Source organism: Zobellia russellii, from assembly GCF_044597075.1.
GTDB classification, from domain to species: Bacteria; Bacteroidota; Bacteroidia; order Flavobacteriales; family Flavobacteriaceae; genus Zobellia; species Zobellia russellii.
The window spans coordinates 3,008,202-3,025,172 of the sequence record NZ_CP139000.1; the positions used below are offsets into that span (position 1 = coordinate 3,008,202).

A 16,971-nucleotide genomic window follows, 5' to 3' on the forward strand; every position below is an offset into this window, starting at 1 on the left:
ACCCAAGTTTACAAAGAAGCTAAAAAACTACCCTTAAAGCATTTTGATAAAATTTATTTTTCTGACTTAGAAAAAGTATCTTTATCAAAAATATAACAATACATACTTAAAAAGTTATAAAATGTCAAAAATAGCATCGCAATTCGGTATAGATAAAGCCCTTAAAGAATTAGGCATTCAGGATATAAATAATGGAACCTCTACAGGATCTTCAAGTTTTGGTTCGGGCGAAATTATTTCATCATACTCACCTGTTGATGGGGCATTAATTGCGAAAGTAAATACGACTACAAAAGAAGATTATGAAAAGGTAATGGAAGCTGCCACGGCATCTTTCAAAACTTGGCGAACCAAGCCCGCACCGTTACGTGGTGAAATTGTTCGTCAATTTGGAGAAAAGTTACGTGAGAAAAAGGAAGCTCTAGGAAAGCTTGTATCCTATGAAATGGGCAAAAGCTATCAAGAAGGATTAGGCGAGGTCCAAGAAATGATAGATATCTGTGATTTTGCCGTTGGTCTCTCCAGACAATTGCACGGCCTTACGATGCACTCGGAAAGACCAGGGCACCGCATGTACGAACAATATCACTCTTTAGGGGTGGTGGGTATCATATCCGCATTTAACTTCCCTGTTGCCGTTTGGGCATGGAATACGGCCTTAGCTTGGATTTGTGGTGATGTATGTGTTTGGAAACCATCAGAAAAAACACCGCTCTGTGGTGTTGCCTGCCAAAACATTGCTGCTGAAGTTTTTAAAGCCAATAATTTACCCGAAGGCATTTCTTGCCTGATCAATGGCGATTATAAAGTTGGAGAAATGATGACCAATGATACCCGAATTCCTTTGGTATCTGCCACTGGCTCTACACGAATGGGAAAAAATGTAGCACAGACGGTAGCTGCCAGATTGGGCAAATCCTTGTTGGAACTTGGGGGTAACAACGCCATTATCGTAACACCGGATGCAGATATAAAAATGACGGTTATAGGTGCTGTTTTTGGCGCTGTTGGAACAGCCGGGCAACGTTGTACTTCCACACGAAGATTAATCATTCATGCTAGCATTTATGATAAAGTTAAAACCGCTATCATTGATGCCTACAAGCAACTAAGAATTGGCAATCCTTTGGACGAGAAAAACCATGTAGGCCCATTAATAGACACGGATGCCGTGGCCTTGTACAACGCAGCACTTGAAAAAGTGGTAGACGAAGGTGGAAAAATTATTATTGAAGGTGGTGTACTGGAAGGTGACGGCTACGAAAGCGGTTGCTATGTAAAGCCGGCCATAGCGGAAGCAAAACCTGATTTTAAAATTGTACAGCACGAAACTTTTGCCCCAGTGCTTTACCTTTTAAAATATTCTGGATCTATAGAAAATGCTATAGAGACACAAAATGGTGTAGCACAAGGGTTGTCATCTGCTATAATGACCAATAACCTAAGAGAAGCGGAACATTTTCTATCCGTGGCGGGTAGTGATTGCGGTATTGCCAATGTAAACATAGGAACTTCAGGAGCAGAAATTGGCGGGGCTTTTGGCGGTGAAAAAGAAACTGGCGGTGGTCGCGAATCCGGTTCCGATGCTTGGAAAGTTTATATGAGAAGACAGACCAATACTATTAATTACACCACTGAGCTTCCCTTGGCCCAGGGAATAAAATTTGACCTTTAAGATTTAAGTGTTTTTTAAATGTGAAAACCCGCCGTTAATCATTTGCCCTTCCCCCGAATAGACAAACGAAAAATTAGCGGGTTTTTAAAACACTAACTCAAATAACTATTTAAATAAATTATTAAAATTTTCTCTGGACCGCTATATCTTATTTCGGTCATTTCTTAACGTGTCAATCTCTTGTACCTTCCAACTTCCATGCAGGAGTGCTTGTAACCCCAAGACCACGAACATGCAAATAAAGGTTGCTGCCTTTACTATTTCATCTTTCATAACTAGTGTCATTTAGTGTCCCTGTTTCTTCGCCCTATAAATGTATCTATCTTAGGTCAACTCAAAAAACGATTATGTGTGAGCCTATGGAATACCCCTATAACTTGTTCGTTTTCTTGTATAATCGGTACGGCTAAAAAAAATATCCTGAATCCAATATCAGAAAACATCCATAGTATTGGATGGCAGCTTCACTTTCTCCACCAACCTAATCAATTTACAAACCGCTTATTTACAGTGATTTATATCCTTTCTAGTTTTTTGGGATAAAACGACAAATAGAGCATCAAATATGATAGAGTTTGTTACCAATATAATGCATATTGAAATTTTTGTAGTACTTTACCTATTAATTTAATAGATTTAGAAATAGTTCTATTTTTTTTAATACATTGTACACTAAACACTTATAACCCATTAACTATGAAAAACACCACTCTTTACCTACTTGGTATTATCATTACCATTATAGTAGGTACCTATTTCTATTTTTCGTGTTGCAGCTATTGCGGAGCAATTGCCTCACAAAAAGAAGAACCTGAAAAACAAGTGACTCCAGCTCCAGTTGCCCCAAAAGCAACTTCCTACCCCTTTGCTTTAAGCGATGGCGATTTTGCCTATTCTACGGAAGACAATTTCAATTTTAACACATCTTCGCCTAACTATTTGGAACCTGTTTCAGAAAATGTGAGAAACGGAATCTTACCTGGGCTTAAAAACTTTATGACCGATAATGACACTAAAATTTTAAACATTACCGGCTACTATACTAGTGACGAAAAAAATAACTCAGCTTTTCCAAATCTAGGTCTCGCCCGAGCAAATTCTGTAAAAAACTACTTTGTTTCTCAGGAAATTCCATCTTCACAAATTAACACCAACGGCAAATTAATGGATGAAATGGTTGCGGACAATGATATCTACCGCGGACCAATAGGCTACGTTATTGAAGAGGTCTCAGCAGATGCGGAAGACGAAATAAAAGCCCTGTATGATAAAATCACGGCCAACCCACTAATCCTGTATTTCGATACTGCCGAAGCCTCTATCAATCCATCGGAAGAGCAACGGCAGAAAATAGCGGACATTACACACTATCTTGATAAGGTTGAAAATGCCAAGTGCCAGATTATTGGTTATACGGATAGTCAAGGTAGTCGTAAAACAAATATGAAACTTGGCCAAGATAGAGCGGATTTTGCCAAAGCTTATCTTATGAAGAACGGAATTTTGGATAACAGAATACAGACCGATTCAAAAGGCCCTAAAGACCCAATTGCCAGCAACGACACTGAAGAGGGTAGGGCAAAAAACAGACGAACCGTAATTACTATTAAATAATCAACAACTAAAATTGAACTAAAATGGAATCAGGAAATATAAATATTTGGTGCTGGCTAATCCCTCTTCTTGTAGGTGTAATTTGTGGTATTCTAGGATATCTGATCGGCAAAGGAAATACCAAAGTAATAGACAATTCTGAAGAGCTAAAACGCTGCCATGATAAGAATGCGAAATTAAAGGCCGATCTTGAAGCGTGCAACCAAAAATTGTTGACCATGCCGGACAAACCTGATGTTTCCTCTTCCTTGGGAGCAACGGCGGCAGTGGCCCCTGCTGCCATGGCGCCACAACCCGTACTTATACCTTTTGACGCTGCTGCTGCAAAAGCCGCCATTGGCAAGACCGTTAAGGAAAATGATTTAAAGGTGGTTGAAGGAATAGGCCCCAAAATTGAAGGGCTATTTCAGGCCGAGGGCATTAAAACTTGGAAAGCCTTATCCGAAACTTCAGTGGCCAGATGCCAAGAGGTTCTTAAAGGTGGCGGAGACCGTTATAAAATTCATGACCCCGCATCATGGCCTATGCAAGCCAAAATGTGCTATGAAGGCAAATGGGCGGAATTGGCCAGATGGCAAGACGAGCATGACCACGGAAAATTATAATCTCAATTTTTACTAGTATTTCAACCCTCCCTCAACGGAGGGTTTTTTATTGGAAATAGGCCGTTCATCGGTAAAACTGTACTCCTTGTATTTTTCACAACACTATACCCAACGTTTACAACAATAATTTATACAGCAAAGAAAACTGCCTTAGTTTTACAGTGTAATTAAGTGATAGTATTGACCCCAAATCTACTCTAGAACTTAACCGAAACAAGTAACAATCCCAAATTGGAACTTGACCTACAAAACAAAATATACCTACTTAAGCAAAAAAAATCCGGTTCAATAATGAACCGGATTTTTTTATCCCCAAAGAAGGCTTTGCTAAATCATACCATTAGCATCTACCCACTTAAACTTATACTGGTCTTCAGGAAATTTCATTCTTTCGGCTATACGCTCCAATCTTGCTGGTAATTTGATTAAATAGTCTCGGGCCTTTTCCGCTTCGTCAGAAAGACTTCTAACATTATCAAGCTCCCAATATGCATTTAACTTTCTAAGGATATCTACATAGTCTTGCGCCGTATATACCCCTAAACGTTGTGCGCAGTTAGAAAAGTTCTCGAACGCCGTACCTACCGTACCACCGGACTCCCGTAAAAAATGGGCCGGCATAACAATTTTCTTCTTCATCATATCTGCAAAAGCCAGCATCATACCTGATGGGTCTTCCCCAAAAATGGTTTTCACGAATTCTCTATATGCTAAATGGTGGCGCATTTCATCTCCTGCAATAATGGTACACATCTTGCCCAAAAGTGCATTGCCCTTTTTCTTGGCCATTTGACCTACCCTTTTGTGAGAAATATTGGTAGCCAATTCTTGAAAAGATGTATAAACAAAGTTCTTATATGGATCTCTATCCGTACCAATATCAAAACCATCGGAAATTAAATGTTGTGTGGTAATCTCTATTTCTCGCATATTGACCCTTCCTGACAAGTACAAATACTTATTAAGAACATCTCCATGACGATTTTCTTCGGCCGTCCAGGCCCTAACCCACTTAGACCAACCATTTTTCTTATTTGGCCCATGTTGATCTATACCTTCAACATCCATAAGCCAAGACTCGTAAGTTGGCAGGGCTTCTTCCGTAATGGTATCTGCTACCATGGTTACCCAAAAATCATAACCTAACTCTTTAGATTCACCCCTAAGTTCTTTAACTGCCTCTAAAAAACCGTCATTTTCTGAATCGGGCAAAAAATCACTCGGTTGCCAAATGTCCTCTGGCTTTATGAGAAAAGACTCCATAAATCCATCCACCTGCGGCTCAATGGCCTGCATTACCTCTAATCTTATGTTCTTTTCGGACATATTCCTGTTTTTTGTAAAGATCGTTAATTATCTAGTGAAATTATAAAAATTACCCAGCTATTTTAATTTCTACCCGGTTCGTTGGGATATAAGGTGTGCAAAGGTTCACTTTGCCAAACTTCCTTGGTATCAACATCTAACATTGATAGTGCCCCTTTAAATGCCGCTCCGGTATCTACATTCCATATATTGGCTGCCTGTCTTGGTTCCGCAGTTCCAGTCTTGGAAATAGGTGTATGCCCAATAAAAACCTCCTTGTACTGCGCCAATCGTTTTGGGTAATGTGCATCGGTTTTTTCTAGATTTGGGTTCAATGATCTTGCCAACTCCCACAGCGTTCGGTCCCAGTAAAAAGTTTGTTTAAAATACTCATGCTCAACCCCTTTTAAGTTAGTGAATCCAGCATGTAAAAACAACCTGTTCTTAGCATCCAAATAGTAATTTTCAAGGCTCTGGTAGAAAAGAATATGGCTTTCTTTGGTTGCTTTATCCGCCTTTCCATAAGAAGCCAATGTAGCCCCTCCTCCGTGCTGCAACCAAAGGGGGTTGTCCTTACCATCTCTCAACCACTCCAGACAAAGCTCATCATGATTGCCCCGTATAAATGTGCAATTATGTGTATTACGTAAACCGATCAGAAAATTAACCGTATCTACGGCCTGGCTCCAACCATCTACATAATCGCCTAAAAAAATAAGTTTATCCTTTGGGGTTACCTTTCCCCTCTCGAGTAATTGTTTCAACCCTTTTAAGCCAGAGTGAATATCACCTATTACCAATGTTCTCATTGTGCAAAAATCGTAATTATCATAATTATGGCAAGGACAAAAAGTATCAAAAAGAATATTTTCCAAAAAGAGTAGGGTCTTGTACCACTTAATTCCCCGGTTTGCCCGTTGATATAAAAATTGTATTCTTTATTGTTATAGCGATAAGAGCTAATATAGACGGGGAGTAAAACGTGTTTAAACGTTTCATTGGCCAGCTTTATATCTGCATGAGAAATTCTTTGGGTATCGCCCCCAATATCTTTACGAATCCATGTATTGGCTATTTGTTTTGCTTTTTGAAAGGATGAGTGATGGCCTTCTTTTAAGGAAACGGTATATTTTTCCGTTACAAAGCCTGATAAATATTTTGAATTGAACGGCACCAATTCCTTTACATTCCAAAATGCAATCTTAGCGGGGATATCCCTTCTTTTCTTTTCCGATGCATTAATGAGTATATCATCAACAAAACCCTGTACTACACCCGATGCAGACGACCACCTTGTTTTTCTAACTTGACGGGTTTGCGTTCCATTTTTGGTCTTCACCCGCTGTGTTTCGTAATAATAATCACCTCTTTGCCCTTGGTATTTGGCATGTAGATCGGCATCAAAAGTCCAATATGGTAAATACAGGCCGTGCAACCCTTCCGGATCAAGTGCGGCCCGTTTTAACTTATTGGGTGCAAACCAAATTTTACCCACCCAAGTCTTAAAGATAGATTTGGCTCTTTTTGCATCAATCTGAAAAGGAACAAGCGCACCGGGTACGATCCACCCCTCTTTTTCAATGTCCTCAAGAATCAAAGGTTCACTACAATAGATACATTTAAGAGACTTGTAGTTTTCTTCAACATGTTGGTTGGCCCCGCAATTCTTACAATGTAAAACATCAATAGTTTCTGTATACGCATTTTCGCCTACCACTTTAAGATAGTGCTCTAGCTCTAGCTCTTCAAAACTGCTTTTGGCCCGTTCTATGAACTCCTCATACCCACAATATTCACATTTTAATTGATGCGAACCTGGTTTAAACTTCAATTCGGCACCACAATTGGCACATGGCTTTTTATGTTCCGATTGTTTTATTTCTTCTTCCATTAATCAGTTCCTCTATTTTGGAAAGATGGCATCCAACAGGAGACAAAAATCATTTAACTATTAGTTGGTAGCGGTGGAGGCGTATTCCCCCCTAAAAACGATTTTAATTCTTCCACCTCTTTTAGGGCTGTCCAGTTTTGCATGCCCTGCTTCCACACCAATGAATCCCTATTTATGGTCCTACTGGCAAAAAGCTCCTTTAACTTGTCAAAAGGAACAGGTCCGTTCTGCTGGCCGTTGGCGGCATAATAATATTGAACCTGAACCGGCATTGGCGGTGGAACCGAAGCGGATGGTGCCGAACCTCCAAAAGGTTGCTGGGTAGCTTGCGGGTTCATCATATTGCCCATTTGTTGCGCAAGCACAAAACCCATTCCCATTCCCATGCCTGCCCCAGCGGTACCGCCCTCATTCTTGGCCGCTGCCTCCATTGCTTTGGCCGCTTTAAATTGTGAAAGCTTTACCATATCCAACTTATCCAGTCTGCTGTACTCAAAAATCTCCTTTTTAAGCTCTTCCGGCATTGACACGTTTTCAATATAGAAACGCTCCAATTCTATACCTACTCTTCCAAATTCCGGTTGCATTACCTCTTGGCAGGTTTCCGAAAGTTCAGTAGTATTAGCGGCATAAAGCTCTATAGGTAAATTGGCTTCCCCTACCGTATCCGTAAAACGGGTAACGATTAAACTTTTAAGATGTTCATTTACTTCGTAATTGGTAAAATTACCATCGGTTCCTACTACATCTACTACAAATTTACCTGGGTCACTGATCCTAAAACTATACGTTCCAAAAGCCCGTATTTCAACCAGACCGAAGCGTTCGTCACTTAACATTACCGGGTTCTTGGTGCCCCATTTTTCATCGGTAAACAAATGGGTGTTCACAAAATAAACCTCAGCTTTAAACGGACTATCAAAACCATATTTCCATCCTTTCAACGTGGTTAGAATGGGTAAGTTTTGCGTATTAAGTGTATATGTCCCTGGCTTAAAAACATCGGCCAACTGACCTTCGTTAATAAAAACAGCGGTCTGCCCCTCCCGTACTATAAGTTTAGCGTTGTTCTTAATTTCATTTTGATAACGTTCAAAACGATGAACAATGGTGTCATTAGTATTGTCTAGCCACTCTATAATGTCTATAAACTCGTGACTAAGCTTCTTTTTTATTTCGTTGAACAAATCCATTTCTCTAGTTATTAAAAATTTGTAATAAGGTAGTGGATTTCTTTAAAAGGGACAAAGAAGGGGTAGGCAATTATAAACGAACAAGTTAAATACCATACCTGACATATCTCTAAATACTATTGTAAAGAATTATATTTTGATTACTTTAGAACTAACGAATTCAACACAGACATTTTGAAAACCATATACTGCATAGGAGAGTTACTTATAGATTTTGTAGCCATAAAGCAAGGTAATGACCTTTCCAAAGCGAAAGAATTCACCAAAAAAGCTGGAGGTGCACCTGCGAACGTAGCCTGCGCCATTTCTAAACTAGGAGGTAAAGGTCAATTTATAGGTGCAGTGGGCAATGATCCTTTTGGAACATTCCTCTTGAATGTGCTCAAAGAAAATAGGGTTGACATTTCGCTCGCGCAACGCTCCAAAACTTTTACGACTATGGCTTTTGTTTCATTAGCCGAAGATGGTGAACGCGACTTTGTTTTTAGCCGGGGCGCGGACAAAAAGCTAAAGTATGACTCCTCCTTAAAAAAACAGCTAAAAGGTAATATTGCTCACTTTGGTGCGGCAACAGGGTTCTTAGGCGGTGGTCTTGAGGAATCCTATGACCGCTATTTATTTGATGCCATAACGCAAAATGCATTTATCAGTTTTGACCCTAATTTTAGGGAAGACCTTTGGAAAGGGGAAGAAGAAGCCTTTATTAAAAAATGTACGAGGTTCATTGAAAAATCCCATCTGTGTAAATTCAGTGAGGAAGAGGCTCAATTAATTTCAGGGGAATCGGACTTGGAACGTGCCTGCAACGCTATACATGAAATAGGATGCCCTACCATATGTGTTACCTTGGGCGGAAAAGGCACTTTAGTAAGTTCAGTAGACAAAAAAACTACGGTAGAAAGCATAAGTGTGTCGCCTGTTGACACTACCGGGGCCGGCGATGCTTTTATTGGTTGTCTCTTATACCAAATTGCCAATATAGGGGACCCTCACCTTATCCTATCGGATTACGATCAACTGGTAGAGATGGTATCAATTGCCAACAGGGCGGGTGCAATTACTACAACAGGTTATGGTGCTATTCCTTCTTTACCTGATTATGACACAGTATTCAAGAATTGAACATTATTTTAATTATACCTAACCTTTCTTAAGATTCTAAGAGCCTCTTTTATACCAAGGTAGACCTTAGGGTAATTCTTTTTCAATAGTCTACGGGCCACCTCCATTTGTTCTTTGGCTTCTTCAAAACCGTTTAAATAACAAATGAGATAGCTATCTGGCAGATGTTTTAAATCTATTTTTTCAGAAGGTTTTAGCTCTATATTTTTCTGAATTTTACTCAGAAGGGCGTGATTGGCGTTCCAGATGTGGAATAGGTTTTTCTTATTGTACTTTGGAGGTTCAAAAATTAGGTCACTTTCAATCTTATAGGTCCCATTATCAAAAAAATGGATCACTACTTTTTCCAATTGAAAATACCTCTGTTTGGCACCCAACCCAAGCTGAACATACTCTATCATAGTAAACGAGTCATCGTCATAGGCAATACTAATTTCATCTAATGCCGAATAAAAAAGTTTTACCTGCTCGTTGATCAATTCAATATCTACTCGAGAAAAATAGACGTTATTTTTGACCGTTTTCTTATTTCCCGCCCAGCAGACTACAAATTGCTCTTTAAAAACTTTATAGTCACTATTCAGGTTTTTATGGCGGTTGTTTATAAAATCTATTACCCCGTCTAGCGTCAATTCAATATTGTTCCTTGCATGCTGCTCTATCGTTGCAACCGTGCTAGAATTAATATCTTGGAGTACTACACCATACGCTTTTGGCATACTAATACTCCCTTCACGAAAGAAAACCATTCCGCCGTAGTATTTCCAAATATTCTTGCGCAGGGCACACACCTTTCCGTTAGAACGTATGGTAACCAGACCTACAACTTTACCTTCTCGCAAATTTGGAAAAGGAATATTCTCATAGGAAATTAACGGTGGGTTATCCAGATAAGCATTTACAAGGTTCTGAATCTTACTATCATCAAAAAAATCTACTCCAACAATTTTATTATCCTCGTCCTCTACTCCAATAACTATAAACGAATTGTTTTTAGGGTTGCTGTTCGCCAAGGCACAAACATGCTTTAAGAATTTTGCCTTACCCTCTTTCTCCCCAATAGAGATAAAACGCTTCTTGTCATAAAAACTGTTCTCGTCATTATGAGCCAGCAGATTTTTTACAAGGAGGCGTTTATTGATCATAACGACCTGTTCAATATAGTAGCCGATGCCTGCGCAGTGGGCATTACAATTAAATCTGCAATATTTACGTGATAAGGTCTAGTAATTACAAAGTGAATAATTTCGGCAATATCCGCTGCTTTTAGTGGATCAAACCCATCGTAGACCGAATCTGCCTTAGCATCATCTCCTTTAAAGCGCACATTACTGAATTCCGTTTCTACGGCTCCCGGATTAACAGCCCCAACCTTAATCCCGTATGGATTAAGATCCATTCTCATTCCCTTAGTGAGCGCATCTACAGCATGTTTACTTGCACAATACACATTGCCTTTAGGATATACTTCCTTACCCGCAGTTGACCCGATATTTATAATGTGGCCAGACCTCTTATTTACCATTTGGGGAATGACAGCTTTGGAGACGTACAACAACCCCTTAACATTAATATCAAGCATAGCATCCCAGTCCTCAATATTTCCTTCATCAATAGGATCTAGACCATGCGCATTGCCCGCATTATTAATTAACACATCAATATTGGAAAATTTTTCCGGCAACGAAGCTATACGTTCAAGTACGGTGTCTTTATCGCGTACATCAAAATTAAGTGTTGCCACTTCACAGTTTTTACTCAACTCAAATTCAAGAGCATCCAAACGTTCCTGTCTTCTTCCACAAAGCACCAACTTAAACCCCTGAACGGCAAGAAGAATTGCCGTAGCACGGCCAATACCACTAGTGGCTCCTGTTATTAATACGGTCTTTTTCATAACATCTATTTTTAAGGAACTTCATAACCATTGGCGGCTTCCAAAAGAATAAACCAATCGGTTTTATCCATTTCAATCTTTGTTGCTTCTAAAGCTGCTGATAGTCTAGATTTGGTGGCTGTACCCACAACCGGGAATACGTTAGAAGGGTGCCTCATTATCCAGGCCAAAAGCAATTGGTCTTCTGTAGCTTCATACTTCTCCAACATAGGAATCATGGCCTTTTTTATCCGTTTAGAAACCTCATCATCTTTTCTAAAATAAGAACCCAAAGGACTGTAGGACATAGCCATTCTCTTATTGGCCAAAGCATCATCCAAAGTACCGTCATACATTACTTTGTTCTCTGTTAAGGAAAACTCTACTTGATTACCTTCTATAGGAATGACAGATTCTATGAGTGCAATTTGGGAAGGAAAGAAATTAGAAACCCCAAAACTTTTTACCTTACCTTGTTCCTTAAGTTTAGAAATTGCTTTGGCTATGGCCTCAGGATGCATTAACGGGCTAGGTCTGTGCACCAAAAGCATATCTAGATATTCGGTATTTAGTTTATTAAGTGATTGTTCTGCGGACCAAATGATGTATTCCGTATCGTAATTGTAATGTTTTACATGGTTTTTTCGGGCCTCGGCATCCAATTGAATTCCACATTTAGAAATAAATTGCACCTTTTCTCGGTCAATACCAGCCTCTTTGAATGCATTTCCAAAATCCTCTTCGGTAGTGTAACCCCCATATATATCGGCATGGTCAAAGGTTGTTATCCCATTTTCAACGCAGTGTGTCATTACATCGATCATACTGGATTTGGAAAAACCTTTGCCCCAACTGCCCCAAGTCATAGTTCCTGCTATAACTTTGGAATAAAAATTGTTCTTTTGCATAGAGCGGTTAAATTAAAAAGAAATCCCTTAAAAACTTCATAAAAATAGGGCTTCTCTATTTTTTTTAACCAATCGTTAACAGCCTAGCAGCTAATTAATTTTCAATTTGCATGCCTGTTTAATAACAACCGGCCCGAACCAAAATTTGTAACGAAATATGGAAGAAAATACTACGGTAGATATTAATGCGGTAAACGAAAAAATTGCACAGGAGAGTGCATTTATCGACCTATTAATATTAGAAATGAACAAAGTAATCGTTGGCCAAAAACACATGGTCGAAAGATTGCTTATTGGTTTACTAGGCAAAGGCCACATCTTGTTGGAAGGTGTTCCCGGTCTAGCAAAAACCTTGGCTATTAATACGCTTTCCAAAGCCGTTAAAGGTAGTTTTAGCAGAATTCAGTTTACACCGGACCTTTTACCTGCTGATGTAACGGGTACGCTTATCTATAACATGAAAGAGAACGATTTTTCCATTAAGAAAGGTCCGATTTTCGCAAATTTTGTCCTCGCGGATGAAATTAACCGTGCTCCCGCCAAAGTGCAATCCGCGCTTTTGGAGGCCATGCAGGAAAAACAAGTTACCATTGGGGATGAGACTTTTACTCTAGACAAACCGTTTTTGGTTATGGCAACGCAAAACCCGGTAGAACAAGAAGGAACTTACCCTTTACCGGAAGCGCAGGTTGACCGTTTTATGCTAAAGACCGTTATTGACTACCCCAAACTGAACGAGGAGCAGATGATTATGCGCCAAAATCTACTGGGGGCTTATGATAAAGTAAACCCTGTAGTAAGCATAGAACAAATTCTAAGTGCCCAAAATGCCGTTCGTGAGGTGTATATGGACGAAAAAATAGAGAAATATATCCTTGATATAGTTTTTGCCACCAGGTACCCTGAAAAATATAACCTTGAAGATTTAAAACCATTAATTAGTTTTGGTGCTTCACCAAGGGGTAGTATAAATTTGGGCACCGCAGCAAAATGTTACGCGTTCATTAAAAGAAGGGGCTATGTAGTTCCTGAAGACGTTAGAGCTGTTGTTCACGATGTATTGCGCCACAGAATAGGTATTACTTATGAGGCGGAGGCAGAGAATATTACTTCCGAGGAAATCATCAACAAGATTGTTAACGAGATCGAAGTACCTTAAAAGGTGGGCGGTTGGCAGATGTTGTCGGTAGTAATTGACGTCTTGTCGCTACCACTGAAAACTGCTTGCTGAAAACTGTTTGCTGAGAAATGGATACTAAAGAATTACTAAAAAAAGTACGGAAGATCGAGATCAAGACACGCCGTCTGTCCGATCATATATTTGGCGGGGAATACCACTCTACGTTTAAAGGGCGCGGTATGACCTTTAGTGAGGTACGCCAGTACCAATTTGGCGATGATGTCCGTAATATTGACTGGAACGTTACCGCTCGCTACAATGAACCTTACATTAAAGTTTTTGAGGAAGAACGGGAGCTCACCATGATGCTCATGGTAGATGTAAGTGGGTCCGAACTTTTTGGAACAAGCAACCAATTCAAGAAAGACGTCATTACAGAAATATCGGCTACCTTGGCGTTTTCTGCAATGCAGAACAATGACAAGGCGGGTCTCATTCTTTTTTCCGATCAGATAGAACTTTACATTCCACCTAAAAAAGGAAAGAGTCATGTACTACGTATTATACGGGAGCTATTAGAGTTCAAGCCCAAAAGCAATAAGACCAATGTTGCCGAAGCCCTTAAGTTTCTCAGTAGCGTAATGAAGAAAAAGGCCATAGTTTTTGTACTATCGGATTTTATAGCGGAGGATTATGAGAAGACCCTGAAAATATCGGGCAATAAGCATGATCTTACAGGTATACGGGTCTACGACGAGCACGAAGAAAGCATCCCCAATCTAGGTATGGTGCAGATGCAAGATGCGGAAACGGGAAAAATAAGCCTCGTGAACACACAGTCTAAAAGTGTACGAAGGGCTTATGGGGCTTACTACCAGCAACGGGTAGATTATTTTCAGGAAACGTTCACCAAATCTGGCTGTGGTGTCCTAAGCTGTAGGGTAGATGAAAGTTATGTGAAAAAATTATTGGGTTATTTTAAGCGAAGAGGTTAATGCTAAAAAAATACTTTATAAACTCTAAAAACAATACTACATCGCTTTTAAAACGATGCTTTTTACTATGCGTTCTATGCATAGGTTTTTCTGCTTTTTCACAAACTAAACCAAAGGTTCACACCGCTGTTGATACCACCTCTATAAAAATTGGTGAGCAGATAAAATTTACGGTTACGGTTGAAGCGGATACCACTGCACAGGTCATCTTTCCGGAAGGGCAAACCTTTTCCCCTTTAGAAACGGTAGAGGCGTTTGCCACGGATACCACACGTAAGAACGACCGTATGACCCTGCAGAAAATCTACGCTCTTACTCAGTTTGATTCCGGCTCGTACAAAGTACCTGCACAGCGCATAGAAATTAACGGAGAAGGTTTCTTGACCGATTCTACCCAAGTGATAAACGTAGCCAACGTAGCCGTAGACACCTTAGCGCAAAAAATGTACGACATTAAACCTCTAATGGAGGTTGAAAAAAGAAACTCGCACCTGTGGAAAATCTTTTTAAGCATACTTCTTGTTCTATTGGTTATAGGAGCTTTGGTCTATTGGTTTTTCTTTAGAAAAAAACCGTTAACGGAGGAAGAAAAAGTAGCACTTCTACCCCCTTACGATCGGGCCATATTAGAGCTTAAAAACTTAGAAAAGTCCAAGTACCTCATTCAAGATGAGTATAAGGCCTATTACTCCGAACTAACCGATATTGTCCGCTCCTACCTAGAAGAAGATGTACATGTTTCTGCCTTGGAGAGTACTACGGACGAACTTATTACCAAACTGGAACTGTTAAGGGACGCTGGAGAGCTAAAAATAGACAACGATACACTTCAACAGTTCAAGCGTATTCTTCAGACTGCTGATTTAGTAAAGTTTGCAAAATCAAAACCGGATACCTCAGTAGCGGAACAACACCGCCAATCCATTGAGCAAATAGTTCATAAAACACACGAGGCCCTTCCCGAACCTACGGTTGAAGAATTAATGGAGCAGGAAGAATACAAAGAAGAACTCGAAAAGAAAAAGCAAAAGAAAAAGATTGTCTACGCCAGTTTAGCTATTGTTGGGGCACTTTTAATTGCAGGGATAGCAGCTTCTGCCTATTATGGATTCACATATGTAAAAGACACCGTTTTGGGCCATCCTACAAAAGAATTACTGGAAGGGGATTGGGTATCCAGTTCCTACGGTTATCCTCCCATTAGCCTAGAAACACCCCAAGTTCTTAAAAGACAGGAGACAAAGCTTACACCAGATATGAAGGCCAACATAAAAGACCTTCAAATGTTCATGTATAGAAATGATGAAGGATTTTTTACAGTGGGTACCACATCTACAACACTAACACAGGAAGTGGAACCTGAATTCAACAAATCCATTGAAGCTTTTATTCAGAACTTAGAAAAACAAGGGGCAAAAAACATCATAACCAAGCAAGAAGAATTTACCACGGTTACAGGTGTAAAGGGCATAAAAGTTTTTGGTAGCGGCAAGTTTCCTGTTCCGGAATCCAAGGAGTTGGTAGACGGAGAGTATAGCATTTTGCTTTTTGGGGGCAAAGGTTTTCAACAGCAAATTATTATAAACTGGCTAGAAGGCGACACCTACGCCCAAGAAATAGTAGATAGAATTTTAGGCTCGGTAGAAGTAAAAACAGAATTATAGATGTTGGATAATATATCATTCGCAAATCCGGAATTTTTTTGGTTGCTATTACTGCTTCCACTGGCCGTGCTATGGTATTTTTACAAGCGTAAGGAACAGGTAGCCTCATTAAAAATACCTACGATAAAGGGCTTTGCGAATACCGGTTTTCTCCCAAAATTAAAGCCTTTGTTGTTTTTACTTCGGTTATTGGCCCTAACGGCTATAATCGTAGCGATTGCGAGACCACAAACCGAGGATATATCAACGCGAACAAAAACTACCAAGGGTATAGATATTGTTATGGCCATAGATGTCTCTTCCAGTATGTTGGCAAGGGACCTTAAGCCCAATCGCTTGGCCGCCCTAAAGGATGTTGCTGCAGAATTTATTAAGGAACGGCCCAATGACCGTATTGGTTTGGTTGCCTACGCAGGAGAAGGTTACACCAAAACACCCATAACAAGCGACAAATCTATTGTTCTAAGAGCACTGCGTGAAATCACGTACGGCCAACTAAACGATGGTACCGCTATAGGTATGGGTCTGGCCACCTCGGTAAATCGCCTAAAAGAAAGCAAAGCATCCAGTAAGATTATTATTTTATTGACGGATGGGGTAAACAATTCCGGTTTTATAGAACCGCAGACCGCTGCAGACCTTGCTATTGAATTTGGCATTAAAACCTACACCATTGGTTTGGGCACAAACGGCAATGCCCTTTCTCCTGTAGCTTATAACAGTGACGGTTCCTTTAGATATGGCATGCGGCAGGTTGAAATTGACGAAGACCTCTTAAAAGATATTGCAAAAGTAACCGGAGGAAAGTATTTTAGAGCCACCGATAACGAAAAACTGGAGGCTATTTACGACGAAATAAACAAACTTGAAAAAACAGAAATAGAGGAGTTTAAATATTACAAATACGAAGAAAAATTTAGACCGTGGGTGCTTTTGGCAGGCGCGTTACTTCTATTGGAATGGCTCCTAAGAAATACGCTTTTCAGAAGTTTTATTTAAGAAA

Annotated in this window: 15 protein-coding genes; 8 read left to right on the forward strand and 7 right to left on the reverse strand. The window is 39.8% G+C overall.

Annotated features, from left to right (window positions below; genetic code table 11):
• Window positions 1-121: 121 nt before the first annotated feature.
• From SJY45_RS12195 to SJY45_RS12205, 3 genes are all read left to right on the forward strand, one after another.
• Window positions 122-1,675 carry an aldehyde dehydrogenase family protein gene (locus SJY45_RS12195; protein ID WP_400071007.1) on the forward strand — a complete coding sequence of 518 codons (1,554 nt, stop codon included), beginning with the start codon at window positions 122-124 and terminating at the stop codon, window positions 1,673-1,675.
• A 696-nt stretch (window positions 1,676-2,371) separates the two neighbouring features.
• Complete coding sequence (locus SJY45_RS12200; RefSeq protein ID WP_400071009.1) at window positions 2,372-3,289, forward strand: OmpA family protein; 918 nt, start codon at window positions 2,372-2,374, stop codon at window positions 3,287-3,289.
• A 23-nt stretch (window positions 3,290-3,312) separates the two neighbouring features.
• A complete protein-coding gene (locus SJY45_RS12205; RefSeq protein ID WP_400071011.1) occupies window positions 3,313-3,894 on the forward strand; it encodes a hypothetical protein in 582 nt (193 codons plus the stop codon).
• 327 nt (window positions 3,895-4,221) lie between these two features.
• Here SJY45_RS12205 and SJY45_RS12210 read toward each other — a convergent pair whose 3' ends face one another.
• The 4 genes from SJY45_RS12210 to SJY45_RS12225 all read right to left on the reverse strand — a co-directional run bounded on the left by SJY45_RS12210 (window position 4,222) and on the right by SJY45_RS12225 (window position 8,283).
• Window positions 4,222-5,220, reverse strand: a complete 999-nt coding sequence (locus SJY45_RS12210) for an acyl-ACP desaturase (RefSeq protein ID WP_215437225.1) — start codon at window positions 5,218-5,220, stop codon at window positions 4,222-4,224.
• A gap of 62 nt (window positions 5,221-5,282) precedes the next feature.
• The gene (locus tag SJY45_RS12215) at window positions 5,283-6,008 is read right to left on the reverse strand and encodes a metallophosphoesterase (protein ID WP_400071013.1); all 726 of its coding nucleotides are present in this window, start codon (window positions 6,006-6,008) and stop codon (window positions 5,283-5,285) included.
• Window positions 6,005-7,090, reverse strand: coding sequence for a DNA helicase PriA (locus SJY45_RS12220; RefSeq protein ID WP_400071015.1), 1,086 nt, complete (start codon window positions 7,088-7,090; stop codon window positions 6,005-6,007). The genes SJY45_RS12215 and SJY45_RS12220 overlap by 4 nt, the downstream gene beginning before the upstream one ends.
• A gap of 53 nt (window positions 7,091-7,143) precedes the next feature.
• A complete protein-coding gene (locus SJY45_RS12225) occupies window positions 7,144-8,283 on the reverse strand; it encodes an SPFH domain-containing protein (protein WP_289037459.1) in 1,140 nt (379 codons plus the stop codon).
• A 174-nt stretch (window positions 8,284-8,457) separates the two neighbouring features.
• Between SJY45_RS12225 and SJY45_RS12230 the strand changes: the two genes are divergently transcribed.
• Window positions 8,458-9,405 (forward strand): carbohydrate kinase, encoded by a 948-nt coding sequence (locus tag SJY45_RS12230; RefSeq protein WP_400071017.1) that lies wholly within the window; start codon window positions 8,458-8,460, stop codon window positions 9,403-9,405.
• Between the two features lie 8 nt (window positions 9,406-9,413).
• Here SJY45_RS12230 and SJY45_RS12235 read toward each other — a convergent pair whose 3' ends face one another.
• From SJY45_RS12235 to SJY45_RS12245, 3 genes are read right to left on the reverse strand one after another with little or no spacing between them, the layout of a single operon-like run.
• A complete protein-coding gene (locus tag SJY45_RS12235) occupies window positions 9,414-10,550 on the reverse strand; it encodes an ATP-binding protein (RefSeq protein ID WP_400071019.1) in 1,137 nt (378 codons plus the stop codon).
• Entirely contained in the window at window positions 10,547-11,302 is a 756-nt protein-coding gene (locus SJY45_RS12240) for an SDR family NAD(P)-dependent oxidoreductase (RefSeq protein WP_400071021.1), read from the reverse strand. The genes SJY45_RS12235 and SJY45_RS12240 overlap by 4 nt, the downstream gene beginning before the upstream one ends.
• An 11-nt stretch (window positions 11,303-11,313) precedes the next feature.
• On the reverse strand, window positions 11,314-12,189 hold the full coding sequence (locus tag SJY45_RS12245; RefSeq protein ID WP_400071023.1) for an aldo/keto reductase family oxidoreductase: 876 nt from the start codon (window positions 12,187-12,189) through the stop codon (window positions 11,314-11,316).
• Between the two features lie 157 nt (window positions 12,190-12,346).
• Here SJY45_RS12245 and SJY45_RS12250 point away from each other — a divergent pair, with 157 nt between their 5' ends.
• The 4 genes from SJY45_RS12250 to SJY45_RS12265 all read left to right on the forward strand — a co-directional run bounded on the left by SJY45_RS12250 (window position 12,347) and on the right by SJY45_RS12265 (window position 16,967).
• The gene (locus SJY45_RS12250) at window positions 12,347-13,348 is read left to right on the forward strand and encodes a MoxR family ATPase (RefSeq protein ID WP_215437203.1); all 1,002 of its coding nucleotides are present in this window, start codon (window positions 12,347-12,349) and stop codon (window positions 13,346-13,348) included.
• An 89-nt stretch (window positions 13,349-13,437) separates the two neighbouring features.
• Window positions 13,438-14,304 carry a DUF58 domain-containing protein gene (locus SJY45_RS12255; RefSeq protein WP_215437200.1) on the forward strand — a complete coding sequence of 289 codons (867 nt, stop codon included), beginning with the start codon at window positions 13,438-13,440 and terminating at the stop codon, window positions 14,302-14,304.
• The gene (locus SJY45_RS12260; RefSeq protein ID WP_400071025.1) at window positions 14,304-15,968 is read left to right on the forward strand and encodes a hypothetical protein; all 1,665 of its coding nucleotides are present in this window, start codon (window positions 14,304-14,306) and stop codon (window positions 15,966-15,968) included. Before SJY45_RS12255 ends, SJY45_RS12260 begins: the two co-directional genes overlap by 1 nt.
• On the forward strand, window positions 15,969-16,967 hold the full coding sequence (locus tag SJY45_RS12265) for a vWA domain-containing protein (protein WP_400071027.1): 999 nt from the start codon (window positions 15,969-15,971) through the stop codon (window positions 16,965-16,967). It begins immediately after the preceding gene.
• Window positions 16,968-16,971 lie beyond the last annotated feature (4 nt).

What these genes read in the sequence shown, in the direction of transcription:
- SJY45_RS12195 (WP_400071007.1), top strand. Translation starts at nt 122, where the DNA reads ATGTCAAAAATAGCATCGCAATTCGGTATAGATAAAGCCCTTAAAGAA.
- SJY45_RS12200 (WP_400071009.1), top strand. Translation starts at nt 2,372, where the DNA reads ATGAAAAACACCACTCTTTACCTACTTGGTATTATCATTACCATTATA.
- SJY45_RS12205 (WP_400071011.1), top strand. Translation starts at nt 3,313, where the DNA reads ATGGAATCAGGAAATATAAATATTTGGTGCTGGCTAATCCCTCTTCTT.
- SJY45_RS12210 (WP_215437225.1), bottom strand. Translation starts at nt 5,220, where the DNA reads ATGTCCGAAAAGAACATAAGATTAGAGGTAATGCAGGCCATTGAGCCG.
- SJY45_RS12215 (WP_400071013.1), bottom strand. Translation starts at nt 6,008, where the DNA reads ATGAGAACATTGGTAATAGGTGATATTCACTCTGGCTTAAAAGGGTTG.
- SJY45_RS12220 (WP_400071015.1), bottom strand. Translation starts at nt 7,090, where the DNA reads ATGGAAGAAGAAATAAAACAATCGGAACATAAAAAGCCATGTGCCAAT.
- SJY45_RS12225 (WP_289037459.1), bottom strand. Translation starts at nt 8,283, where the DNA reads ATGGATTTGTTCAACGAAATAAAAAAGAAGCTTAGTCACGAGTTTATA.
- SJY45_RS12235 (WP_400071019.1), bottom strand. Translation starts at nt 10,550, where the DNA reads ATGATCAATAAACGCCTCCTTGTAAAAAATCTGCTGGCTCATAATGAC.
- SJY45_RS12240 (WP_400071021.1), bottom strand. Translation starts at nt 11,302, where the DNA reads ATGAAAAAGACCGTATTAATAACAGGAGCCACTAGTGGTATTGGCCGT.
- SJY45_RS12245 (WP_400071023.1), bottom strand. Translation starts at nt 12,189, where the DNA reads ATGCAAAAGAACAATTTTTATTCCAAAGTTATAGCAGGAACTATGACT.
- SJY45_RS12250 (WP_215437203.1), top strand. Translation starts at nt 12,347, where the DNA reads ATGGAAGAAAATACTACGGTAGATATTAATGCGGTAAACGAAAAAATT.
- SJY45_RS12255 (WP_215437200.1), top strand. Translation starts at nt 13,438, where the DNA reads ATGGATACTAAAGAATTACTAAAAAAAGTACGGAAGATCGAGATCAAG.
- SJY45_RS12260 (WP_400071025.1), top strand. Translation starts at nt 14,304, where the DNA reads ATGCTAAAAAAATACTTTATAAACTCTAAAAACAATACTACATCGCTT.
- SJY45_RS12265 (WP_400071027.1), top strand. Translation starts at nt 15,969, where the DNA reads ATGTTGGATAATATATCATTCGCAAATCCGGAATTTTTTTGGTTGCTA.